This window comes from Brachyspira sp. G79 (assembly GCF_002379365.1).
Lineage (GTDB): Bacteria > Spirochaetota > Brachyspiria > Brachyspirales > Brachyspiraceae > Brachyspira.
The window spans coordinates 744,443-768,174 of record NZ_JQIU01000008.1; the positions used below are offsets into that span (position 1 = coordinate 744,443).

General features: G+C 29.7%; 19 protein-coding genes, 1 tRNA gene and 1 pseudogene. 5 read left to right on the plus strand and 16 right to left on the minus strand.

The genetic code is table 11. The features are described from left to right. Positions 1-376: 376 nt before the first annotated feature. From rplT to thrS, 4 genes are all read right to left on the minus strand, one after another. A complete protein-coding gene (gene rplT / locus KQ44_RS04680; RefSeq protein WP_008725909.1) occupies positions 377-730 on the minus strand; it encodes a 50S ribosomal protein L20 in 354 nt (117 codons plus the stop codon). A gap of 15 nt (positions 731-745) precedes the next feature. Beyond that, on the minus strand, positions 746-949 hold the full coding sequence (gene rpmI / locus KQ44_RS04685; protein WP_008725923.1) for a 50S ribosomal protein L35: 204 nt from the start codon (positions 947-949) through the stop codon (positions 746-748). A gap of 93 nt (positions 950-1,042) precedes the next feature. Further along, positions 1,043-1,633, minus strand: a complete 591-nt coding sequence (gene infC, locus KQ44_RS04690; RefSeq protein ID WP_096736432.1) for a translation initiation factor IF-3 — start codon at positions 1,631-1,633, stop codon at positions 1,043-1,045. A gap of 12 nt (positions 1,634-1,645) precedes the next feature. Further along, on the minus strand, positions 1,646-3,577 hold the full coding sequence (gene thrS / locus KQ44_RS04695) for a threonine--tRNA ligase (protein WP_096736433.1): 1,932 nt from the start codon (positions 3,575-3,577) through the stop codon (positions 1,646-1,648). 327 nt (positions 3,578-3,904) lie between these two features. Between thrS and KQ44_RS04700 the strand changes: the two genes are divergently transcribed. The 4 genes and pseudogenes from KQ44_RS04700 (at position 3,905) to KQ44_RS04715 (ending at position 8,492) form a co-directional block, all read left to right on the plus strand. Continuing rightward, positions 3,905-4,867, plus strand: coding sequence for a class II fructose-bisphosphate aldolase (locus KQ44_RS04700; RefSeq protein ID WP_008725933.1), 963 nt, complete (start codon positions 3,905-3,907; stop codon positions 4,865-4,867). A gap of 243 nt (positions 4,868-5,110) precedes the next feature. Continuing rightward, positions 5,111-6,010, plus strand: a complete 900-nt coding sequence (locus KQ44_RS04705) for an S-adenosyl-l-methionine hydroxide adenosyltransferase family protein (RefSeq protein WP_096736434.1) — start codon at positions 5,111-5,113, stop codon at positions 6,008-6,010. 361 nt (positions 6,011-6,371) lie between these two features. Beyond that, positions 6,372-7,728, plus strand: a pseudogene (gene murF / locus KQ44_RS04710) (UDP-N-acetylmuramoyl-tripeptide--D-alanyl-D-alanine ligase). Positions 7,729-7,730: 2 nt separating this feature from the next. Beyond that, the gene (locus KQ44_RS04715) at positions 7,731-8,492 is read left to right on the plus strand and encodes a DUF4261 domain-containing protein (RefSeq protein ID WP_096736435.1); all 762 of its coding nucleotides are present in this window, start codon (positions 7,731-7,733) and stop codon (positions 8,490-8,492) included. A 310-nt stretch (positions 8,493-8,802) separates the two neighbouring features. On the opposite strand, the gene KQ44_RS04720 is transcribed toward KQ44_RS04715, so the two are convergent. The 9 genes from KQ44_RS04720 to KQ44_RS04760 all read right to left on the minus strand — a co-directional run bounded on the left by KQ44_RS04720 (position 8,803) and on the right by KQ44_RS04760 (position 18,295). Beyond that, entirely contained in the window at positions 8,803-10,905 is a 2,103-nt protein-coding gene (locus KQ44_RS04720; RefSeq protein WP_096736436.1) for a 6-bladed beta-propeller, read from the minus strand. 50 nt (positions 10,906-10,955) lie between these two features. Continuing rightward, positions 10,956-11,028, minus strand: a tRNA-Thr gene (locus KQ44_RS04725). A 73-nt stretch (positions 11,029-11,101) separates the two neighbouring features. Continuing rightward, complete coding sequence (locus tag KQ44_RS04730; RefSeq protein WP_096736437.1) at positions 11,102-11,833, minus strand: lytic transglycosylase domain-containing protein; 732 nt, start codon at positions 11,831-11,833, stop codon at positions 11,102-11,104. A gap of 11 nt (positions 11,834-11,844) precedes the next feature. After that, positions 11,845-12,297 (minus strand): flagellar FliJ family protein, encoded by a 453-nt coding sequence (locus KQ44_RS04735; protein ID WP_096736438.1) that lies wholly within the window; start codon positions 12,295-12,297, stop codon positions 11,845-11,847. A gap of 31 nt (positions 12,298-12,328) precedes the next feature. Next, on the minus strand, positions 12,329-13,786 hold the full coding sequence (locus KQ44_RS04740) for a FliI/YscN family ATPase (protein WP_096736439.1): 1,458 nt from the start codon (positions 13,784-13,786) through the stop codon (positions 12,329-12,331). A 55-nt stretch (positions 13,787-13,841) separates the two neighbouring features. Further along, a complete protein-coding gene (gene fliH / locus KQ44_RS04745; RefSeq protein ID WP_008731029.1) occupies positions 13,842-14,744 on the minus strand; it encodes a flagellar assembly protein FliH in 903 nt (300 codons plus the stop codon). Between the two features lie 44 nt (positions 14,745-14,788). Continuing rightward, a complete protein-coding gene (gene fliG / locus KQ44_RS04750) occupies positions 14,789-15,820 on the minus strand; it encodes a flagellar motor switch protein FliG (RefSeq protein WP_096736440.1) in 1,032 nt (343 codons plus the stop codon). A gap of 59 nt (positions 15,821-15,879) precedes the next feature. Continuing rightward, complete coding sequence (gene fliF, locus KQ44_RS04755) at positions 15,880-17,583, minus strand: flagellar basal-body MS-ring/collar protein FliF (RefSeq protein ID WP_096736441.1); 1,704 nt, start codon at positions 17,581-17,583, stop codon at positions 15,880-15,882. Between the two features lie 232 nt (positions 17,584-17,815). Further along, positions 17,816-18,295 carry a CinA family protein gene (locus KQ44_RS04760; protein WP_096736442.1) on the minus strand — a complete coding sequence of 160 codons (480 nt, stop codon included), beginning with the start codon at positions 18,293-18,295 and terminating at the stop codon, positions 17,816-17,818. Between the two features lie 521 nt (positions 18,296-18,816). On the opposite strand from KQ44_RS04760, the gene gdhA reads away from it, so the two are divergent. Next, positions 18,817-20,157: an NADP-specific glutamate dehydrogenase gene (gdhA, locus tag KQ44_RS04765; protein WP_096736443.1), complete on the plus strand. Its 1,341-nt coding sequence runs from the start codon at positions 18,817-18,819 to the stop codon at positions 20,155-20,157. 535 nt (positions 20,158-20,692) lie between these two features. On the opposite strand, the gene KQ44_RS04770 is transcribed toward gdhA, so the two are convergent. The 3 genes from KQ44_RS04770 to KQ44_RS04780 all read right to left on the minus strand — a co-directional run bounded on the left by KQ44_RS04770 (position 20,693) and on the right by KQ44_RS04780 (position 23,587). Then, complete coding sequence (locus tag KQ44_RS04770) at positions 20,693-21,196, minus strand: flavin reductase family protein (protein WP_096736444.1); 504 nt, start codon at positions 21,194-21,196, stop codon at positions 20,693-20,695. Between the two features lie 234 nt (positions 21,197-21,430). After that, positions 21,431-22,879: a tetratricopeptide repeat protein gene (locus KQ44_RS04775; protein WP_096736445.1), complete on the minus strand. Its 1,449-nt coding sequence runs from the start codon at positions 22,877-22,879 to the stop codon at positions 21,431-21,433. 360 nt (positions 22,880-23,239) lie between these two features. Continuing rightward, positions 23,240-23,587 carry an immunity 51 family protein gene (locus tag KQ44_RS04780; RefSeq protein ID WP_096736446.1) on the minus strand — a complete coding sequence of 116 codons (348 nt, stop codon included), beginning with the start codon at positions 23,585-23,587 and terminating at the stop codon, positions 23,240-23,242. Between the last annotated feature and the right edge of the window lie 145 nt (positions 23,588-23,732).

Sequence of the window (23,732 nt, forward strand, 5' to 3'; positions counted from 1 at the left end):
ATAGAAATAAAAATAAATATTTTAGCATTGACTGATAATAAAGAAAATCTTCTAGCAATTATAGAAAAAAAAGATAAGAATGTTTACTCTTTTATAGATGTCTGATAAATTTGAAATATTTATGTTATTTTTTTATTAAAAAAAATTTAAAAAATAAACCGCTTTTGTGGGATGAACAAAGCGGCTTATTACAAATATAGTTATTGGGGGGTAGTCCAATCAACTAAATATATTATCGACTGCATAAAAATTAACTTTAGTATTTTTATAAAAAATAACAAAATTATATAAATTTTTAACAATAAAAAACCGTTGGTATTTAGTAATTTAAATACCAACGGAACTTTATACATAAGTAAATATTTTTTAATTTATTTTAAGCAAGTGCTTTTTTAGCTACTTCAACTACAGCTTCAAATGCTTTGTAATCATCAATAGCCAAATTAGATAAAGCCTTTCTGTCTATTATAACATTAGCTTTTTTAAGTCCGTTAATGAACTTACTGTAAGATATACCTAAAGGTCTGCATGCTGCATTGATTCTTAAAGTCCATAAACGTCTCATCATTCTTTTTTTCTGTCTTCTGTCACGATAAGCGTATTTTAATCCTCTTATTACAGCTTCTTTAGCCTGTTTCATTTGTTTACTATGAGAACCATAGTAACCTTTAGCCATCTTTAATATTTTTTTAACTTTTTTCTTTCTTACTACACCGCTAACTGCTCTCATTCTGCTCTCCTTTTATTATCTGCCATAAGGCATTAATCTTGGCATTTCTAACATATTAGTATCATCAGCTATTCTTGCTTTACGATACTTTCTTTTAGTGTCAGGTCTTTTGCTTAAGAATTTGTGGCTGCCAAATGCATGAGCAAATTTTACTTTACCTGTTTTAGAAAATCTAAAACGTTTTTTTGCACCGCTTTTTGTTTTTAATTTTTGTTTCATAAACTAATATCCTTTAAAATTATATTTACTGTATGCTCAATCTATACGTATGATAAGTACATATAGCTAGTGGGCTATTTAATTATAAAATAATTATTCTTCTGTATTTTCAGGAACTTCATTCTTTTCAGAAGAGTTTTCCAAATCAGAAGAAGTTTTTTTCATTTTTACTGGATTAAGCACTGCAGACAAATTTTTACCTTCTAATTTAGCAGGTTTTTCTGTAGCAGCTTCATTTTCCAAATCCTGTATAATTTTATTGATAAGGTCATAGCCGAATTCAGTATGAGCCATTTCCCTACCCCTAAACATTATAGTAATTTTTACCTTATTACCTTCTTCTAAGAATTCACGAATATGCTTCATTTTAAAGTTATAATCATGTATGCTTATCTGAGGTCGCATCTTGATTTCTTTAAGCTGCACCAACTTCTGTTTTTTCTTAGCTTCTTTACTCTTTTTTTGAATATCAAATTTATACTTACCATAATTGATAATCTTACAAACAGGAGGCTCTGCTGTTGGAACAATTTCTACCAAGTCCGAACCTTCCTCTTTAGCTAATGCAAGAGCATCTTTAATACTCATTACACCAAGACTTCCTCTCTCATCATGCACAACTCTAACTTCTGGTGCAGTAATAAATTGATTAATTCTCTCTCCTTCTTTTTTTACTGTTGCCATTATTTATCTACCTCATTTAGTAGTAAATATAGAATCATTCATTCTCTCCTTAGATTCTTTTTTGAGTTTCTCTATAAACTCATTTAAATCCATATCTTTAATTTCTTGCGAAGAACGTGTCCTAATAGATAATTTACCATTGGAAACTTCTTCTGCTCCTATTATAACTGTATACGGAGTTCTTTGCAAGCGATATTTTTTAATCTTAGTACCTAAATTCTCATTTCCTTCATCTACTTCTACTCTAAAGCCTGCCTCTTTTAATGCTTTAGCAACTTCATTAACTCTGTCAATCTGAGATTTTTCATCAAGAACATTAACAACAGCCACTTGTAAAGGTGAAAGCCATAATGGGAATTTACCATTATAATGCTCAACCAATATACCTATAAAACGCTCCATTGATCCCAATATAGCCCTATGAAGCATTACTGGAGTATGTTTTCTGCCGTCTTTACCTTCATAGCTTATCTCAAATCTCATAGGAAGTGAGAAGTCAACCTGTAAAGTACCGCATTGCCAGTTTCTGTCAAGAACATCTTTAATATTAAAATCTATCTTAGGGCCATAAAAAGCTCCGTCTCCTTCATTAATTTTATACTTTATACCAAGTTTATCCAAAGCATTAATTAATGATTTAGTAGCAAGCTCCCAAATCTCATCGCTTCCTATTGATTTGGCAGGTCTTGTAGAAACAAATATTTCAAAGTTCTCGAAACCAAAGTCTTTATATACAGATAAATAATATTCAATAGTATTAATAATTTCATCGCCTAGCTGCTCTTCAGTACAGAATATATGGGCATCATCTTGAGTAAATGCTCTAACTCTAAAAAGTCCATGCAAAGCTCCTGAAAGCTCATGCCTGTGTACAAAACCTAATTCTGCAACTCTTAAAGGCAAATCTCTATAGCTATGTATATTAGAATTATAAACAATCAAACCACCAGGGCAATTCATAGGTTTTACAGCGTATTTAGTTTCATCAATCTCTGTAAAATACATATTTTCTTTATAATTATCCCAGTGTCCGCTTCTATGCCATAATTCTTCATTAAGAATAGCTGGAGTTTTTATTTCAACATATCCACGTTTATCATTTTCATTTCTTATATAGGATTCTACTGCTTTATAAATAACCATTCCTCTAGGATGCCAGAAAGGAAAACCAGGTCCTTCCTCATGGAAACTAAATAAGTTTAATTCTTTACCTAATTTTCTATGATCTCTTTCTTTAGCTTCCTTGAGTTTTTTTAGATATTTATCCAAAGCCTCTTTACTTTCAAAAGCTGTACCATATATACGGGAAAGCATTTTATTATTAGAATCTCCTCTCCAATAACTTCCAGCTACAGACATGAGTTTGTATGATTTTATATATCCAGTAGAAGGAACATGAGGACCGCGGCAAAGATCTATAAAATCTCCCTGCTCATAAAAAGACACTGTATCAGCGTCTATACCTTCTATAATTTCAACTTTATAAGGTTCATTAGTTTTTTTAAAATACTCTATAGCCTCATTTTTGTTCATTACTTTTCTTACTACAGGTATATTTTCTTTAATGATTTTTTTCATTTCATCTTCTATTTTTGGAAGATCCTCTTCTGTAAAAGGTTTTTCTGCATCAAAGTCATAATAAAATCCATCTTTTATTGCAGGACCTATGGTAACCTGAGTATTAGGATAAAGCCTTCTAACAGCCTGAGCCATCAAATGGCTTGTAGAGTGTCTCAAAACTTCAAGTCCTTCATCGGTGGTTGTAAGTATCAATTCTAAATCGCCGTCTGTTTCAGGCGTATATGTAAGGTCAACTTCTTTTCCATTAAATTTAGCAGCTACTGCATCTTTGGAATCTTTTTTAGCATTTTGTTTAAGGAAGTCTAATAGAGACTCTCCATTGGACAAATCATAGGACTGTCCTAAATAATTAATTTTTGACATTATAACACCTCTTGAATTGATACTTCTATTTGCATAGAAAAACTTATGCAAATATTTTGAAATATTATAACATATATAAAAACAATAGTCAACAAATCATATAAGTCAATTATTAAAATTATATAAAAATAATTTAAATTAGTAATATAGTTTTATTTTATGTATAATTTGTAGGCTGTCATTTTTAATATTTTATTTGATTTGTAAATAATATTTTTTGAATTATAACTATATAAAAAATAAGTATTTTTATTGAAAAAATATTATTTTTACTATATTATTAATAAGTATTTTTTATAATTTTTAAAAAAGAATAAGGAGAAGAATATGGTTAAATTCTCAGATTTAGGTCTTGTTAATAGCAGAGACCTTTTTAAAAAAGCTATAAGCGGCGGTTATGCAATACCTGCATTTAACTTTAATAATATGGAACAACTTCAGGCTATAGTTCAGGCTTGTGTAGAAACTAAAAGCCCTGTTATTATTCAAGTATCTTCAGGAGCTAGAAAATATGCTAATCAAACATTATTAAGATATATGGCTCAAGGCGCTGTTGAATACGCTAAAGAATTAGGTGTTAATGTTCCTATAGTTTTACACCTTGACCATGGCGACAGTTTAGAGCTTTGCAAAAGCTGTATTGAATATGGTTTCTCTTCTGTTATGATAGACGGAAGTCATTATGATTACAACAAAAATGTAGAACTTACTAGAAGCGTTGTTGAATATGCTCATAAATATGATGTTACTGTAGAGGGTGAATTAGGAGTACTTGCTGGTGTTGAAGACGACGTTTCTGCTGAACATCATACTTATACTCAGCCTGAAGAAGTGGAAGATTTTGTTAAAAAAACAGGCGTTGATTCTCTTGCTATTTCTATAGGTACTAGTCATGGTGCTTATAAATTCAAACCTGGTCAAAATCCAGAAATAAGATTAGATATTCTTAAAGAAATTGAGAAAAAAATTCCTGGATTTCCTATAGTTTTACATGGTTCTTCAAGTGTACCTCAAGAATATGTTAAAATGATTAATGAATACGGCGGTAAATTAGATGATGCTATAGGTATTCCAGAAGAACAATTAAGAGAAGCTTCAAAAAGTGCAGTTTGTAAAATTAATATTGATAGCGATTCAAGACTTGCTATGACTGCAGCTATTAGAAAAGTATTCCATGACAATCCTAAAGAATTCGACCCTAGAAAATATTTAGGACCTGCTCGTGACGAAATGAAAAAACTGTACATGCATAAAATTAATAATGTATTAGGTTCTAATGGAAAAATATAATTTTAATAATTTTCATAAAAAAAATTAATAAAGGAGATAACGTGGGAAAACAGCATAGAAAAGTAGTTAAACGCAAAAGAGCTTTAAGAAGAATAAGAAGACAAAAAGATGCTCTAAATGCTAAAACTAAATAATTATTAAATTAATAATTATTAAAAAAATTAAAGGGTATGAGTTTATTCTTATGCCCTTAATTTTTTAACAAAATATAAAATATATATAATTAAATAAAAAGGAAATAAAATGAAAAAGTATATATTAATAATATCATTATTTGTTATGCTTATATCATGCGAAAAACAAATTAATAGATCTCCACTTGCACTTCAAACAGATTTTGGAAGAAAAGACAATGCCGTTGCAAGTATGTACGGAGTAGCTTTAACTGTAGATAAAGATTTAAAAGTTTATGACCTTACACATGAAATACCAGCATTTAATATATGGGAGGCTGCTTTGAGATTAGACCAAACAGCAAGATATTGGCCTGAAGGAACTGTATTTGTTAATGTTGTAGACCCAGGAGTTGGTACCGAAAGAAAATCTGTTGTTATGAAAACCACCAATAATTATTATTTTGTAACCCCAGATAACGGCTCTTTAACTTTTGTTGCCGAAAGTTTAGGAGTAGAAGAAGTAAGAGAGATTGATGAAGCAGTAAATAGACTTACGAACTCTCAGGAATCATACACTTTTCATGGCAGAGATGTTTATGTGTATACAGGAGCAAGACTAGCTTCAAAACAAATAACTTTTGAACAAGTTGGAAAATCATTGGGAACTAATATAAAAAAAATAGATTATCAAAAACCAAAATATGAAGAAGGTAAATTCTTTGCTAATATTCCTATACTTGATGTACAATATGGAAATGTATGGACTTCCCTCCCTCGTCAATTAATGCTTGAAAATGGCATACAGGTCGGAGATATTTTAAATGTTTCTATATACAATGGAAATAATTTAGTATGGAATGGAGATATTAAGCTTGTTAATACTTTTGGAGATGTAGATGAAGGCGATAATATGGCATATTTTAATTCAGAACTTAATTTTTCTGTTGCTATTAATATGGGAAATTTCTCTGATAGGTACAAAGTTGAGAGCGGTCCAGATTGGAGTATAGAAATAATAAAAAAATAGCATATTTATTTTTTATTATTTAACATACATGCCGAATTTTTCCAAATACATATAGTTATAGTAATACTGCAAAGCAAGATATATCAACTTTGCAGTGTTACTGAAAACTCCATTTATTTTTCAACTATAATAAGTACTACAATTAGTACAATTTTTTTATTTTGTTTAAATGATTTCATACTGCATTAAAAACAAAAAATAATATAGAAAATTTCTATAATAAAATCATACTATATATTTTAGAATTTACTATATAAAACTACCAAATTCCAGCAGCCATATTATACATATACATACTTTACAAATATCTATTTACATGGTTTAATTATGTTAACAAAATATATTTATCGGAAATATTATCATGGGAAAAACTTCATTAAAAGATATAATAAAAGTAAGTAAAGATTTGAACTCAAAATATAATCATAATATAGAAAAATTGGATATAAACAAAGAATTAGAAATATCAACTGACAGCAGAGATGGTTTTGACAGTACTAAATTATTTTTAGCAATAAAAGGGGAAAAGTTTAATGGAAACAAATTCGCATTAGAAACATACAATAAAGGATGCAGATATTTTATTTTAAGCGATGAAACTATAAATATGCCAGATGATGCTGCAGTTTTTTTATACTGATGATACAATACTTTTTTTTATAAAGCTTGCTAGAGAATATAGAAGAAGATTTAATATACCTATAATATCAATAACAGGAAGCTGCGGGAAAACTACTACTAAAGAATTAACTCATCTTTTTTTATCTACAAAATATAAAGCATTAAAAACAGAAGGAAATTTTAATAATGAAATAGGAGTACCAAAAACAATATTTAATTTAGATAGTAGTTATGAAATAGCAGTTATTGAAGCTGGAATGAATCATAAAAATGAACTTCTAAGAATATCTGAATGTATAGAAGCAAATACCGTTATAATAAACAATGTTGAACCTGTACATATTGCTCATCTTGGCTCTATAGAAGATATTGCCTATGCTAAAGCAGAACTTTTTAATCATACTAGAGAAAATGCTAATGTTGTAATAAATAAAAATACTAATTGTGCTGATATCTTAAAAAAAGAGGCTGAAAGGAACAACATAAAAAATATAATAGAAGCTGATATAAAAGAGATAGTAAAAAAAGATGATAATACTTTTGAATATAAAGGAATAATTTTTAAGCATAATTTAGTTGGAGATTTTAATTTGTATAATGTGCTTTCTGCATTAAAGGCAGCAGAGATTTATAACATAGACTTAAAAAAATGTGCGGATATTTTAATAAATTATGAATCACAAAAAAATAGAATGCAGATAATTAATATAAAAGGATGTAATGTTATTAATGACTGTTATAATTCTAATCCTTCTGCATTGAAAAATATGCTTAAATATTTATCTCAGAGAAAGGAATCAAAAAAAATTGCTGTGATAGGCGATATGCTTGAAACAGAAACTGAAAACTCATCTTATCATAAAGAAATAGGAAATACTATAAATGAACTAAAAAATATCAATACAGTTATAGCAGTAGGAGAGCATTCAAAAGATATTTATAATACTGTTAATTGTGAGAGATATTATTTTGAAAATGCTGAAAGTGCTATAGAAAAAGTAAAAGAGTTCTTAAAATATGATACTACAATACTTATAAAGGCTTCACTAGGTATGGGATTTGCTGTGATAATAGATAGTATAAAAGAGAATAAGTAAAAATGAATAACTTAATTCAAAATAATTCTATAATAGCTTTTATTTTATTAGATGATAAAAACTTTAACGACTTTTCAAATCAATTAAAAGAAGATTGGAATATTGATATAAAAATAGTATCTTATAATAATAAAAATACATTTACTATTGATAACATTTATTTTGAATATGAGCTAGCCCATTTTAAAGTACCTGATAAAGAGGCTGAGATATTGATCAATTACAATGACATAGATATTACAACAAAAGAAAAAATATTAAATCACAAATCATTTGTATCTATTAATGCTAATTCAAAAAATATAAGTTTCAAAGATACGTCCTTAAATTTTAGTAAGATAATATATTCTATAATAAAACAAAATAATGTATCAGCCATTTTAATAGGTGAAATTAATCTTCTTATTTCCAATAATACATATTTATCTGAAATGGAAGAATATATAAAAAATAATAAATACTTCCCTACTCGTTTATGGGTAAGAGTGGATATTTTTTCAGATAACAACGGTAATCATGCATTCACTGAAGGACTTAAAAATTTTGGTAAATATGAGGTTATGGCTTACAAAACTGCAAGAGATGCAAAAAGTATAATCAATCTGCTTACAATTTTATCAAGAAGCATTATAGAAAACAATCTTAATCTTGAAGACGGAAACACTATGCAGACAGATGATGATTATATAGGTATGTTTAAATTCTTTGATAATAAATTTATAATGCTTGAAAAAAACTTAAAAGACATAAATAAGAATCAATAGTCTATTTCTTTAAATAGACTTGTTTTAAAAGTACTTGACAAGATTATATATAAAATTTTGATAATATTTTACATGTTTATAATTTATTATTTTAGTGTATAAATACGCAGTCCTTCGCTTGCTTACGGCACAGCAAAAGAAGTGTGGGTATGGCACGACTGTGTGCTTCGCAGCAAAGCCCTGCAAATATTTTAAATTAAAAAAATTAGTTTTGACAAATTATAATTGTTTAGGTATATTAAAAATAAGGCTTCTCTCTTCTATATGAAACTATAAAGAGAAAAGCCTTAATTTTTATATTAATATTTTATTATGGTATCACATATCCCACTTCTTCTTCACCGTACATATCTCTATACTGAACCCTTACATTCAAAGCTCTAAACTGTCCAGACTGAGAGAGATTTTTAAAACTGCTGTAATATATATAGTATCTTCCAAAATTAATATTTTTCATTCTCTCAAGTTCTGCCGAATAATTGACAGATAAATCAGCATTTATAGTATATCCGTATGTATTTTTTGTCATCAAGTCTAGAAAATAATTAGACTTTTCAGCACCTATGTAAACCTGATTTAAAGATATAGCATTATTTTTGGCAAAGCTAGCAATATCGCTGAAGTTCATCATATTAAATACTTCATCATCAGGACTGCTTACTGTAAAGTGTATTATAGCTGTTTTCTTAAAGCTGTTTCCTGCAAGTCTTACAGCCTCATAATAAGCATCATCTAAAGCAGATATTCCACCTGCAAAATGGAAGTTATTTGCATTTTCAAGTATTCTTAAATTTCTTGCATCATAATTATCCGCCTTATAAACCTGATCATTATAATGTATAACCAAAACTTCATCATTTCCTTGTAAGTTCATAGTAAAGTTGCTGATTTCTTCTTTTATTCTGTTTTCATAAGGTTTTGCTGCTGCACTATCTTCTATCAAATATACAAATCTATACTCATGAAGTTCTGGTGCATCATAAAAACCAACTTTATAATCAACACTTGAGTTTTCTTTAACAAAGAAATTATCAGCAGTAAGCCCTATAACAGGATTAGCCATTCTGTCTCTTACTGTAACAGAAGCAACAACCACAGGGAATTTATTTAAATATTCTCTGTCTACAAACACATCTAAATTAGCATAATACTCTTCTTTTCTAGTATACACATCAACTCTTCCAGACATAAAATCCGTAAGATATATATCCCCATTAGGTCCTTCTGATACTGATGTAGGAGTAGCTGTATATCTTTCAGAATTATTAAATATAGTAAAAGTATCAGCATTTACATCATAATAAAAAACTTTGCTTCCGTCAGCTATATAGAGGTTTCCATCTTTAGCAAAAGAAAGTCCTCTAGGCTCATTAAATAAAGCATGTTTAATAGTTTTTATATAATTTCCGTTAAGGTCAAACTGCTGTACTCTTTTATTTCCCATATCAGCAATATATATATACTGACTATTTACTACTATACCAGCAGGAGAAAATAATTCACCTTCATTTTCACCAAGTTTTCCAAAGCTGTATAAGAAATTGCCTTCTATATCAAATACCACTATTCTATTATTTCCAGTATCAGAAACATACAAATTACCATCATTATCGGCAAAAACAGAAGAAGGTCCTAAAAGCTGACCATCTCCAATACCAGATACTCCTATATTAGTAATATAGCTTCCATTAGAATCATATTTAAATATTTTATCTCTTTTAGTATTTGCTATATATATATTTCCGCTATTATCAATAGTAAAACCTCTAGGATTTTCAAGTTTTTCATAAGGATAAACTCTTGCTATAAATTGCAAAGCCTTTCTCCACCAGCTTGGCTGAACAACTTCAAGCCTTTTACCATAAGATATTTTATTAAGCAGATTCCCATTAACATCAAATCTTTTTAAAGATGAATCACTGTAATCAAGAACATATAAAGTTCCGTCAGACATAGTTTGTATCTGTATAGGCTGATTAATATTTTTTAGGAAATTAGCATTAGTAGAAAATGCTTTCAAATAAATAAAATTACTAAGTATATCTTTTTGCTCTTCTACAGCATTAGCAGAATCGTACTTATTAATTTTAGAAAGTATTATAGGGTCTTCATATCCCATTCTTGCAATATTAAGCCATTCATTAATAGCCAAAGACATATATCCAGCTTTATATAATGATTTGCTATACCAATACCTTATAAACTTATCAGTAGGATTAGTATTAAGAGAGTTTCTAAAACTAGCTATAGCAGCATCATAACGTTCTTGATTATAATAATGCACCCCTCTTAATAGCTCTCTGTATGAGTCATAAGTTTCTGTGTTTACATAATACGGAGTTTTATCAAATGTGTATGAAAGCGGTATAACTGTCAAAAAAAACACTATGACCGCTAGAAGTTTTACTCTCATAAATCCTCTTTTATAGTGTGTGATATTTTTGGTTTATAATAGTGAACAAAAGCCCGCTATCGGGATTGAACCGATGACCCTCACCTTACCATGGTGATGCTCTACCTGCTGAGCTAAGCGGGCAGCTTTGTAAAATATTATAAAATTACAGAATAAAAAAGTCAAGCAAACTAATTATTTTTTAGTTATGTTAACTTTACTTTATATATCCTATAATATTTTTAACATAATTCTGTGTTTCCTCAATATTAGGAATCCTTTTAAGTCTGTCAACCAAATTAGGTCCTGCATTATAAGCAGAAAGCGACAAATCAAGTCTTCCGTCATATCTGTTTAACATTTGAGATAAATACTTGCTTCCAGCCATAATATTAGTATATGGGTCTTTAAGCATTTCTTTATCTGTAACACCTAGATCAACACCAGTTTGTGGCATTATCTGCATCAAACCTACAGCACCCTTATGACTAACGGCATTTGGTACATAGTTTGATTCCTGTTTTATAACAGCTTTAATCAAATTCTCAGGCAAAGAATATTTTTCAGCTGCCTCTTTAATTATATCATCATACTTAGTAGGGAAACTTTCTACTGAAGCCTTTTTATATGCATTAATAGCCTTAGCAAAATTATTTGTATTTTCTTCATAAACTCCAAAAGATATTTTTCCTTTGAAAGAATCTGAAGAAGTATCTCCATTAATAACTTTGCCGTTATCTAATTTTTTATTAGTATCATTAATAAGAGAACCGTCCAAATCATTATTAGCCTCTACACTATTAACCTTATTTTCAGCCATAGCCTCATTTAAATGTTCAGCGAATGGTTTTGAAGGAAGCGGAGTATTAATAGGGGCAAATCCAAGTTTATTAAAGGTTTCTTGAATCTCCCCTATTCTTGATTGTATTCTTTGTACAGATTCTATCATAATAATACCTCTTAAATATCATAAGCATCGCCAGCAACATATTCTTTCTTCCACTCGTCCAGCTTAGCCTGTTCTTCTTTATTCATTAACTTTTTATATTCTAATAATTTCTTTTCTTTTAGTAATTCAACAGCCCTTCTCTGTCTTGAAGCCTCCTGTAAGATTTCCTGTCTTCTTCTAAGCTCCACACTAATTTCAGCCATATTATCTTCATGTATAGATATTTGAGAGTTCAAAGCTGTTATATACTCTCCCAAATAAATACTCATAGAAAGCATTTCATTATCATCTTCTATGCTGTCAACATATCTTATGCCGTCATCTATTTTAAGTAAGCAGTTATCCTTTCCGTCACGCTCCTTATTATATTCAGCAGAAACTTCAGCAACCTCAGCCTGCCTTTGTTTTTCTATATTTTTTCTAAGTTTATATAAAGGCTCCAAATTAAAATTAAATTTCTTCATACAGCAATAAATCCAACAATTTTTAATTTACCTAAAGTATAACAACATCATTATTAGCATATTCTACATTGTCGGAAATATTTGTTCTGTCTTCTGCTCTTTTTACATCTCCGCTGTTTACTAAATCCTCTTCTATCTCTTCCTGCGAATAGAACATAGATAAAAGAGCCTCTTTACTGTCAGCAAAACTAGAAACTTCATATACGTCCTGCTGCAAATATCTATCCATCATAGGCTTATAATCAATAGCTCTGTCAACATCTGGCATACTACCCTTAGCATAACCGCCAATCATTATAAGTTCTTTAGCTTCATTATAATCGGCACTCATCTTTAAAAATTCCCTTGCTGCCTTTTTATGCATATTGGAAACCACTTCATTCATAATCCTTGATATGCTTTTATTAACATCAATAGCAGGGAAATGCCCTCTATTGGCTAAATCTCTTGATAAAACTATATGACCGTCCAATATACCTCTAACAGTATCAGTAATAGGTTCGTCCAAATCATCACCTTCAACTAATACATTATAAAAAGCAGTAATAGTCCCTTTATTAGAAGTACCTGTACGCTCCAAAAGTTTAGCAAGCTCTGAAAATACACTTGGAGTATACCCCCTAGTTGTAGGAGGCTCACCTCTTGAAAGTCCAATCTCTCTTTGAGCCAAAGCAAAACGTGTTACAGAATCCACCATAAACATAACATTTTTGCCTTTATCTCTAAAATATTCGGCTATAGTAGTGGCAGTATATGCAGCACGTACTCTCAAAAGCGGGGCATCATCACTTGTAGCAACTACTAATACACTTCTTTTTAATCCCTCTTCTCCTAGGTCTCTTTCTATAAAATCTCTTACCTCTCTTCTTCTTTCACCAATTAAAGCTATAACATTAACATCAGCATTGGTATTTCTAGCTATCATAGACAAAAGTGTAGATTTACCAACACCAGTACCGCTCATTATAGCCATACGCTGACCTTGACCTACAGTAAGAAGCCCGTCTATAGCCCTAACACCAGTTTGTATATGCTTTTTTATTCTAGGTCTGTTCATAGGGTTTACAGCATTATGAGATACTGCAACTGGAGTTTCATAAAAATTATGTCCGCCTCCTGCAAGAGGTTTTCCTCTGGCATCTAAAACTGTACCTAATATCTCATCGCAGCACATAACTGATAAAGGTCTTTCAAAAGAATAAACCATATTACCAAAAGTTATTCCATTAACAGGTCCGTAAGTAGCTAAAAGAACATCTTGATTTCTAAAACCTATAGCTTCCGCATCAAGATAAGTGTCATCATTCATATATATACGGCACATATCCCCAAGTTTGCAAAATGGTCCCTCACTTATTACTAAAGAACCTATAACTTCTTTAACCTTTCCGTAAGATTTTAATAAAGCAACATCATCAACTACTTTTCTGTACTTGTCAAATGTCTTTCTTACTTCTTTAATGAAATCTACATTTTCATCTTTTATCATCAGCAAGCCCTATTACAAATTAATATCAAAAATATTTTAATTAACAATATCTTAATTAAAAACCTTTTATAGGTTCAACTTCTTTAATAGCAGTTTCTATCTCATTAAGCTGAGTATTTATTCTAGCATCAATATCACCGAAGTCAGTTTCTATCATACAACCGCCAACATCAACATTAGGGTCCTCAAGTACTGTTACACCTTCTATCTTATCAAGCATTTGATAAAACTCATCTTTATGTCTAGCGGAAACTTCCAAATCATCAATATTAACTCTAATAGTGATTTTTGTTCTTCCTTTAATTCTTCTTAAAGCTTCCTGAATATTTCTAATAACTATACCTTTATCTCTTTCTGTAAGCATTTTTACTACACGCTTAGCTATAAGTACAGCTACTTCAATAACCTGAGCTTCTGCTGCATCTATTATTTCATTTCTTTTATTAATAGTCTCAGCTAATATCTTTTTCATTTTTTCTGTTAATTTAATCAAATCATTATTACTGTCAGAAAAAGATTTCTCAAAGCCTTCATCATATCCTTTAGCATAACCTTCTTTGTATGCAGCATCTTTAATAGATTCAGATTCGCTTTGTATTTTTTCTTTTTCAGCATTGGCATCTTGTATTATCCTTGAAGCGTCAACTTTAGCCTGTTCGGAAATAACATGTGCCTCATTTTGTTTTGATTTAAATATTTCAAAAGCCTGAGTTTTAGCATCTTCAATAATTCTGTCCGCTTCATCAACAGCCTTTCTTCTCATATCTCTCAAATCTTCTTCCCACTGAGCTCTAAGTCCTGCAATCTCAGCTTCAATCTCTTCAATAGAAGGACCTTTATATTCCTCCTGAGACTCTTCATAATCGAGTTCTTCTTGTGATTTATGATGAGGTACAGCAATATTAACTTTTTGAGTAAGCTCTACAATACTTTTAGATTTAAAAACCTTTTCTGGCATAATTTAAACTCCATAATATTAATAATCAAGCATATATTTTTACATCATACAACCATTTCATCTTCACCAGCACGGGCAACAACAATATCACCTTGTTCTTCAAGTTTACGTATGATATTAACGATTTTCTGCTGTGCTTCTTCAACATCTTTAAGACGAACAGGTCCCATAAAGTCCATATCCTCTTTAAGCAATGCAGCAGCACGTTTGGACATGTTTCTGTAAACTTTATCCTGAGCATCTGTATCAACACTTTTAAGTGCTTTAGCTAAATCGCTTGAATCAACTTCACGAAGTACTTTCTGTATAGCTCTGTCATCAAGTAAAACGATATCTTCAAATACAAACATACGTTTCTTGATCTCTTCTGCAAGTTCTGGATCATCTTCTTCCAAGCTCTCGATAATACTTTTCTCAGTAGATCTGTCAACACTGTTAATGATTTCTACTATAGAATCTATACCGCCTGCAGAAGTAAAGTCTTCACTAGCAAGAGTAGAAAGTTTTCTTTCAAGTACCCTTTCAACCTCTCTTAAAACCTCTGGAGAAGTTCTGTCCATTATGGCAATACGCTTAGCTACATCAGGCTGTATTTCTGTAGGTAAAGCACCTAATATACTAGCAGCTTTTTGAGCTTCCAAATATGCCAAAATAAGTGCTATAGTCTGAGGGTGTTCACCTTGTATGAAGTTAAGCAAGTGAGCTGGGTCTGTACGGCGTATAAAATCAAAAGGTCTTACCTGTAATGAAGAAGTAAGTCTGTTTATGATATCGCTTGCCTTCTGACTTCCTACAGATCTTTCAAGCAAGTCTCTTGCATAATCTATACCGCCTTGAGTTATAAAGTCCTGAGCTATCATCATCTCTTGGAATTCTCTAAATACTGCATCCTTATCAGCAGCTTCTATATTTTCAAGTCTCGCAATATCAAATGTTATTTGTTCTATCTCTTCTTCCCTTAAATGTTTGAATATTTCACTTGAAGTTTCCATTCCTAGGGATACTAAGAATATAGCAACCTTTTGACGACCGCTCAAAACACGTTGTTTTTTATCTTTTTCTTTTTCTGCAGCCATAATTTTTTCTCCTAATTTTTATATTTATAACTCAATTTTTTAATTTACAATTTTATCAATTAACTCTTATCATCTGCCATCCAAGTACGAAGCAGCTGAGCAACGTCATCTGGTCTTTCATGGCTTACACGTATAACTTCGTCCATAAGTTTTTTACGTGCAGCATCTTCCAAACTCATTTCGCTTATAGGCTCTTCATTAGCATTCATCATAGCCTGTCTACGCATTTCCATTTGTTTGCGTTCAAGCTCTTCTTCTCTAAGTCTGCGTCTTCTAGCAAGCTCTTTCTGTATAGCTCTTATTACTAATGCTAATACAAACAATATAAGTAAAGAAATCATTGTTATTATTAATGTTTTCTTTATAAATCTATCACGCATAAGTTTAGCATCTTCAGCATTGAATCTGTCCCAATGGTCAAACTGAATATGTGTTACACTTACTTGGTCTCCTCTTTTCAAATCATAACCTATAGCCGCTTGTACCAATGATGTAACATTTCTTATCTCTTCTGTTGTTACTGGGTGATACTCTCTTACATAACTGTTGCCATTAGTAATTACTGGATCTCCATTAACATCATAAACCTTTGTCCATCTTCCATCTAAAGCAACTGCTGCTGATATTTTACCTATTTGATAACTTCCTTTCTTAATAGCTTCATATCTTTTACTTAATTCATAATTGTCCTGTGAATCTGTTTTTGTGTATGTCTGCCATCTGTCACTTTTATCTTTATATCCCGGAGGTACATTTTCTTCAGCACCTGCAGCACCTTGAGGTATAAATTGCTGACCTTTCCAGTCTTCTGTTACTGTACGGCTTGATACTTGTACCTTATTAGTAAACTGACTGTCATCATAAGGTGTTGTAGGATCATCTTCTTTTAAGATTATTGGAAGAACCAAATTATTTGTTATACTAACATCGTCCCATATAAGTTCTAATGCTATTGTTGTTTCTACTCTGTTAGTATATATTCTTCCTAATGTTTGTCTTATTTTATTTTCTATATTTTTTCTTTCTCTGTCAACTATTTTTAACTCTTCCTGAGCTACTTTTAATTTTAAATTCGCAGCTTCATCTGTAAAATCTGTTAATACATAGCCTGTACTATCTGTAATTGTTACAAACTCTGGTTTTAATTTATCAACACCCATTGCTATTAACTGCTGTAAGCCTCTTACTGTTTTAGTGTCTCTTAAAACGTCCTCTTTAAAAGGCTGTGCTTTAATAACTACTGAAGCTGTAACTGGAGAATCTATATCAGTTAAATATTCTTTTTTAGGAAATGCTAAATCAACTGTAGCTTCCTGTACAAAATCTAATTTTGTTAAAAGCTGAGTGATAGCTTTGGTTAAAGATCTTCTTTTATTAATATCAAGTTCAACATCTGTTATACCAATACGAGGGGCATCAAATAATTCCCAGCCGTCTACTCCTGTAGGCATTCTTCCCTCTTTTACCAATTCTAATTCTGCTCTTGCTTTATCATTTTGATTATTAAGTGTGATAAAGCCGTTTCTGTACTGGTATTTTATGTTATTAGCATCTAAAACTGCTATAACATTTCTAGCGTCTTCCTGAGTCAATGCCTGCTGAAACAACAATGTTCCAGTTTTTCTTGATGTAAGCATTATTGTTGCAATTATCGCTCCAAGACCTACTACTAAAACACCTATTAACACAGCTTTTTGAAGTGTTGTTGTTTTAGAAAAAATATTTCTTATTTGACTTGTCAATTTATTTATAAAGTCCTGCATTAGAAACCACCTAATAAAAGTTATCTTTAGAAATTATCGGTTATAGTTATGTTTACTTTATAAAAAAATTATGTTTATATAGATGAGTTTACATAATTATTTTATCGTTTTATGAATATTAGTTTACATAATTATTTTTGTCAACAAGTAAACATAATATTTTTTGAATTTATGATGGACTTTTTAGATTTTTTTGATAAATTTAATTCGCATACATAAGTGTTAATATAGACTAACATTTTTTTATGAAATTTTCAACCAAATTCAAAGAAAATAATACACTTTGTTCCCTTACTTCATCTCTATTTCCAGAAAATATATTTTTATAAGCCTTAATATAACCTTCAGCTGATAAACATATCCATACCAAACCTACTGGTTTATCTTCACTTCCTCCAGAAGGTCCTGCTATACCGCTTATCGCTATTGATATATCGCTTCCCATTATCTTACGGCTGTTCTCTGCCATTTCAAGTACGCATTTCTCACTTACAGCCCCATATTTCTCCAATGTTTCCTCTTTTACATTTATCATTTTATGTTTTATTTCATTGGAATAAGTTACAAAAGAGCCTTCAAAACATTCTGATGAACCTGATACCGATGTTATATTAGCAGCAAATAATCCACCTGTGCATGACTCTGCTGATGTTATTTTTAAGCCTCTTTTTATAAGAAGTTCAACTACTTCTTTAGATTTTTCATAATTCATATAAATACTCCATGATTTATAATATATTAAAAACACAATAATCATAAAAAAATAAAATATTAACTATTTTTTTATTTGTCATTAATAGAAATTAGATTTGTCTCAAAACTAATTTTATTTATTAATTGTGGGGACTAGCCCCCCCACTTCTTTTGTTGGCACAAAGAAGCAAAAAGCCTACATTTTTGTATACTAAAATAATAAGTTATACAACATGTAAAACATTTTGTCTGTAATTTTTAAATAAATAATTTCATATTCAATCTTGTAAAGTAGTTTTAAAACAAGTCCATTAATTCTTCTTTTGTTTTTGATTTACATTTTTCTTTAGTCATAAAGTATTCTTAATTTTTTATAAAATACAGTATCTTCAAATATATTTCAATTTTTTATATAAAAATTATAAATTTATAAAAAAAAATATCAATTTAACAAAAAACCGATAACATTACTATTGACAATAATACTATTTAGTATATACTGTTTTCAGTAAATAAAAATTAAGAATAGGGGGATTAACTATGAATGAACAATTAGAAGCTATTTATAACAAAATAGTAAAAAGAAATCCTGGTGAAGCAGAATTTCACCAAGCAGTAAAAGAAGTATTAAACACTTTAGAAGTTGTATTAAAGAAAAAACCTCATTATGTTGAACAAAAAATAATTGAGAGAATGTGCGAACCTGAAAGACAAATAATGTTCAGAGTTCCTTGGATGGACGATAAAGGAGAAATACATGTAAATAGAGGATTCCGTGTACAATTTTCAAGTGTAATAGGACCTTACAAAGGAGGACTTCGCTTTCACCCATCTGTTTATTTAGGTATTATTAAATTCTTAAGTTTTGAACAAATATTTAAAAATGCTCTTACAGGCTTACCTATAGGCGGTGGTAAAGGAGGTTCAGACTTTGACCCTAAAGGAAAAAGTGATAATGAAGTTATGCGTTTCTGCCAAAGCTTTATGACAGAGCTTCAAAGACATATAGGTTATGATATTGATGTACCTGCTGGTGATATAGGAGTTGGAGGAAGAGAAATAGGTTATTTATTCGGACAGTATAAAAGACTTAAAAATAGATTTGAGCCAGGTGTATTAACAGGTAAAGGTTTAGGATACGGTGGTTCTTTAGTACGTACTGAAGCTACTGGATATGGACTTGTATATTTTACTGACCTTATGCTTAAAACTAATGGCAAAAACGGCTTTGAGGGTAAAAAAGTTGTAGTTTCTGGTTCTGGTAACGTTGCTATATATGCTATGGAAAAAGCTGCTCAATTAGGTGCTAAAGTTATTGCTTGTTCTGACTCTAATGGAGTTATTTATGATGAAAACGGTATTAATTTAGATACTGTTAAACGCTTAAAAGAAGTAGAAAGAAAAAGAATTAAAGAATATACTTCTGCCCATTCTTCTGCTAAATATATAGAAAACGGAAATATTTGGGATATCCCATGTGATATTGCTATGCCTTGTGCTACTCAAAATGAACTTAATGCTAAAAGTGCTGAAACACTAGTTAAAAATGGCTGTATCTCTGTTACTGAAGGAGCTAACATGCCTGCTACTCCTGAAGCTGTTGAAATATTCCAAAAAGCTGGCGTATTGTTCGCACCTGGAAAAGCTACAAATGCTGGTGGTGTTGCTACTTCTGCTTTGGAAATGCAGCAAAATGCTTCTATGGATAAATGGGATTTTGATTACACTGATAACAAACTTAAAAACATTATGACTAACATTCATAATACTTGTTATCAAACTGCTGAAGAATATGGTTGTAAAGGCGACTATTTGAAAGGTGCTAATATAGCAGGATTTGTTAAAGTAGCTGATATAATGATACCTTACGGTTTAGTTTAATACTTTATAGTTTTTGGTAATGCTGTTAGTATAAAAATACTGGCAGCATTATTTTTTTAACATTATATATTAAAAATATTAGACTTGTTTCAAAACTACTTGACAAGATTGAGTATAAAATTATTTATTTTAAAATTACTGACAAAATGTTTTACATGTTGTATAACTGATTATTTCAATATATAAACATGTAGTCTTTCGCTTGCCTACAGCACGCAGAGCGAGGCGGACAGCGTCCACCGAGTAGGTAGCTATTCGGCTGTGGTTTGGCACGACTGTGAAGTCCAAACTATAATTAAAAAATATTAAATTAAAAAACTATCAATATTAAGGAATTGGGTTTTGAAACAAGCCTATTACAATTTTTTATACCTATCAAAATTTTTAATTCATATAAGAAAAATTATTTATATGAAGAAATACGAATTTAATATTAGTTAAAAATTGTTTATTAAATTATTAAAATGAATAATTACTAATAATGAAATATATTAAAAATATAAACCCATTATTAGTAATATTAAAAATTGAATAATTATTCCTCTTTGGCTGATGCTATTTTACTATAACCTTCCCAAGAAAATACAGCCTTTTCTTTATCATCAGCATACACTTCTTCAACATCGCATATATATAAATAATGATCTCCTGTTTCAATAAATTCTTTTAAATGGCACTGTATTGCCGCAGCACTATAAAGAGGAACTTTTATATTGCTTGTAGGAATATCCTGCATTTCTATTTCAAATTTTGATATTTTATCAATATCTCTTCCGCTATGCATACCGCATTTCATAACTATTTCTTTAATATTTTCACTTGGAATTGTAATTATAACTTTTTTATTTTCTCTAACCAATTCTCCACTGTAAGAAGTTTTAGCCATTGCATAAGCTATCATATTTGGATTATAAGATAGATAAGTATACCAAGATACGGTCGCTAGATTTGTACTTCCATCAGGTTTTTGAGTACATACTATTGCAACTGGATTTGGAGAAGTAATTTTTGAGGCTTTAGGTAAATTTATTTTTTCCATGAAATACTCCTTATTAAAAATATTTAAAATTATAATAACTTCATCATAAAAAACAAGTACGAACAAAAAAGTAAGAAACTAACTTTTAGTAAAGCTATAAATGGTGTATCATATGAAACTATAAGTAATTTAATCTTTAAGGCAGCAGCTTAAAAAATTATTTTAATAGTTTGTTAAAAAAATGCAGCCAGTATTAAACATCACTAACTGCATTTTCTATTGTTAACATTTTAACTAATTAATATCTTCATTAAAAGTTTTTATAATATCTGAATACTGCCTAAATCTTAATAATCTAAATTTATAATTATAATTCTTTAGTACTTCCTGAGCCCTATTTATAAACTCATCTTGATTGTATAAAAGTAAATCTATATATCCGCCCGCTACTCCAAATGCATTACCCAATATTATACCTATTTCCTTACCGCCTTCTCTTTTACCCATAATACTCTCAAGCTCATCTGTAATTTTATTTCTTTCATCAAGAAGTTTTTTATTTATATTTTCATCATTAAAATCATTTTCTTTATTATCTGCAAATACATAGGCTAAATATACAGCTCTGGCCCCCATTTTTGAAATATTAACAACCACATCTATATTATAATTAGCATAATCACTAATAAGCTCCATATAACAAGTATTTCCAATGAATATATCTTCTCTAAAGAAATTGTCTGTAGGTTTACACTCATAAACTGTATATCTATTGATAGGCTCTACAATAATATCTTTATTTTTACTTTTTAAAGTATCTACTATAAAGTCATAAAGTTTTGTAAGCTCTATCATACTATCAAGTCTTTTATCACTTTTTTCAATATTTCCTAATAGATATAATTTTAATATATTCTCACCTACTGCATGCTCAAGCATTATATAAAAAGCATTATATGCATAATCTTCTTTTAACTCATTTAATTTTTTATTATAGAATTTCAAATTAAAGAAATTAGTATTATCATCATATTCAGCGGATACTAAAATTTCTTTAAAGCTTAAATCTTTATTATACATTTTGAAATTAGAATTAGTTATATCTTGTTTTGGCATATAAGGAGAAAATTTCCATTTGCTTTTTAATTTCTCAGGCATAGCAGCCACTATTCTAGGAGTAAGATAAAATAAATATTCTTTGCCTTCTACAGTAAATGTAAACTCATAATCACCTCCGAAATTAAACTGCAAATTATTGGATATTAAAGACACACCATTAGAAACAAATTCTATTATCTCATCTGATGACATATCAGATTTTTTATCTATAAAATCAGATATAATTTTCTCATTTTCTTCAAACCATTTCCAAAACCTATTAACTCTCTCTTCAAAATTGATACCATCATCTCTATCTTCTGAGCAAAGCATATAAAAATTATAAGCATCAATATCTTCATTATTCAAATCATAAGCCTTTTTAAAATAATTTTCTGCTTTTTCTTTTTCACCTTTATAATAATAAGCATAGCCTACCCTATAATTCCATAAAGCATCATCAATACCTTCCTCTCTTATATACATTAAATTATCTAATGCTTCATCATATCTTTCTGTATTATTATAGGCTCTTGCAAGTAAGCTGAAAAGTTCACTGTCTCTTTCTTCATTTGAGATTGCAGTTATAATCTCAATTATTTTTTCATGTTCATCATTTTCATGCAATTGATTGATTTTTTTCAATTATGTTCATTATGTTTCCTTTTAATATTTTTTATTATTTATTTCAATAGTATATACCTAAACGACTATAATTTGTCAAAAAATTAATTTTTTTAATTTAAAATATTGCAGGGCTTTACCCCGCACCCCAGTTCTTTTGTTGGCACAAAGAACCAAAAAGACTCCATTTTTAGCCTAAATTTCAGGTTTACTATACGTTTAATACATATCTTTAAAATATAAAGTTCTGGCAATTGCGTTTTTCGCGAAGCGTGCCTTTGGCAAAAACTTTGGTGAAGCCCTACAAAAAAGTTTATTATTCTCTATAATGTGTACCAATTGAGAAAATAAAATTGTTCCAGTATAATAAAATATGAATGTTTAATCAAGTTCAGCTCTTAAAAATAAATCTCTTATCAGTTCATCATCTTCGCATGCCTCTTTAAATGATAAAGCAAATTTCTTTAATGATTTAATATCATTACTATAAGCACAGAACATACTTGACTCAGAATCAAAATCAATAATGCCTTTTAACTCTGGAACTTTTTCTTCCAAAAACACTATATCCAAAGACTGCCAATCATACCCTCCACCTTCAAAGCCTTCATCTTCTCTTTCCTCAAATATTTCTGCTTTATATTCTCCAACATTTAAGCAAAGAGAAGCACTATTTTCATGTTCTACAAAAAAGAATGGTTCTATTTGTTTTTCAAAATCATTTTTCATTTTTATTTCCTATTAATTAAATTTTTTATATTAATGCTTTAGTGCAATAATAAAAATGCCTAATCTCTTAATATAGTAAAATAATAAAATATTAAAAATAAATATTTTACTACTAAATTTAAACTTTAAACGAGTTTAGAGTTTA

Bases quoted from the DNA above. Each gene is read 5' to 3' on its own strand.
- rplT (WP_008725909.1), bottom strand. From the start codon at position 730: ATGAGAGCAGTTAGCGGTGTAGTAAGAAAGAAAAAAGTTAAAAAAATA.
- rpmI (WP_008725923.1), bottom strand. From the start codon at position 949: ATGAAACAAAAATTAAAAACAAAAAGCGGTGCAAAAAAACGTTTTAGA.
- infC (WP_096736432.1), bottom strand. From the start codon at position 1,633: ATGGCAACAGTAAAAAAAGAAGGAGAGAGAATTAATCAATTTATTACT.
- thrS (WP_096736433.1), bottom strand. From the start codon at position 3,577: ATGTCAAAAATTAATTATTTAGGACAGTCCTATGATTTGTCCAATGGA.
- KQ44_RS04700 (WP_008725933.1), top strand. From the start codon at position 3,905: ATGGTTAAATTCTCAGATTTAGGTCTTGTTAATAGCAGAGACCTTTTT.
- KQ44_RS04705 (WP_096736434.1), top strand. From the start codon at position 5,111: ATGAAAAAGTATATATTAATAATATCATTATTTGTTATGCTTATATCA.
- KQ44_RS04715 (WP_096736435.1), top strand. From the start codon at position 7,731: ATGAATAACTTAATTCAAAATAATTCTATAATAGCTTTTATTTTATTA.
- KQ44_RS04720 (WP_096736436.1), bottom strand. From the start codon at position 10,905: ATGAGAGTAAAACTTCTAGCGGTCATAGTGTTTTTTTTGACAGTTATA.
- KQ44_RS04730 (WP_096736437.1), bottom strand. From the start codon at position 11,833: ATGATAGAATCTGTACAAAGAATACAATCAAGAATAGGGGAGATTCAA.
- KQ44_RS04735 (WP_096736438.1), bottom strand. From the start codon at position 12,297: ATGAAGAAATTTAATTTTAATTTGGAGCCTTTATATAAACTTAGAAAA.
- KQ44_RS04740 (WP_096736439.1), bottom strand. From the start codon at position 13,786: ATGATAAAAGATGAAAATGTAGATTTCATTAAAGAAGTAAGAAAGACA.
- fliH (WP_008731029.1), bottom strand. From the start codon at position 14,744: ATGCCAGAAAAGGTTTTTAAATCTAAAAGTATTGTAGAGCTTACTCAA.
- fliG (WP_096736440.1), bottom strand. From the start codon at position 15,820: ATGGCTGCAGAAAAAGAAAAAGATAAAAAACAACGTGTTTTGAGCGGT.
- fliF (WP_096736441.1), bottom strand. From the start codon at position 17,583: ATGCAGGACTTTATAAATAAATTGACAAGTCAAATAAGAAATATTTTT.
- KQ44_RS04760 (WP_096736442.1), bottom strand. From the start codon at position 18,295: ATGAATTATGAAAAATCTAAAGAAGTAGTTGAACTTCTTATAAAAAGA.
- gdhA (WP_096736443.1), top strand. From the start codon at position 18,817: ATGAATGAACAATTAGAAGCTATTTATAACAAAATAGTAAAAAGAAAT.
- KQ44_RS04770 (WP_096736444.1), bottom strand. From the start codon at position 21,196: ATGGAAAAAATAAATTTACCTAAAGCCTCAAAAATTACTTCTCCAAAT.
- KQ44_RS04780 (WP_096736446.1), bottom strand. From the start codon at position 23,587: ATGAAAAATGATTTTGAAAAACAAATAGAACCATTCTTTTTTGTAGAA.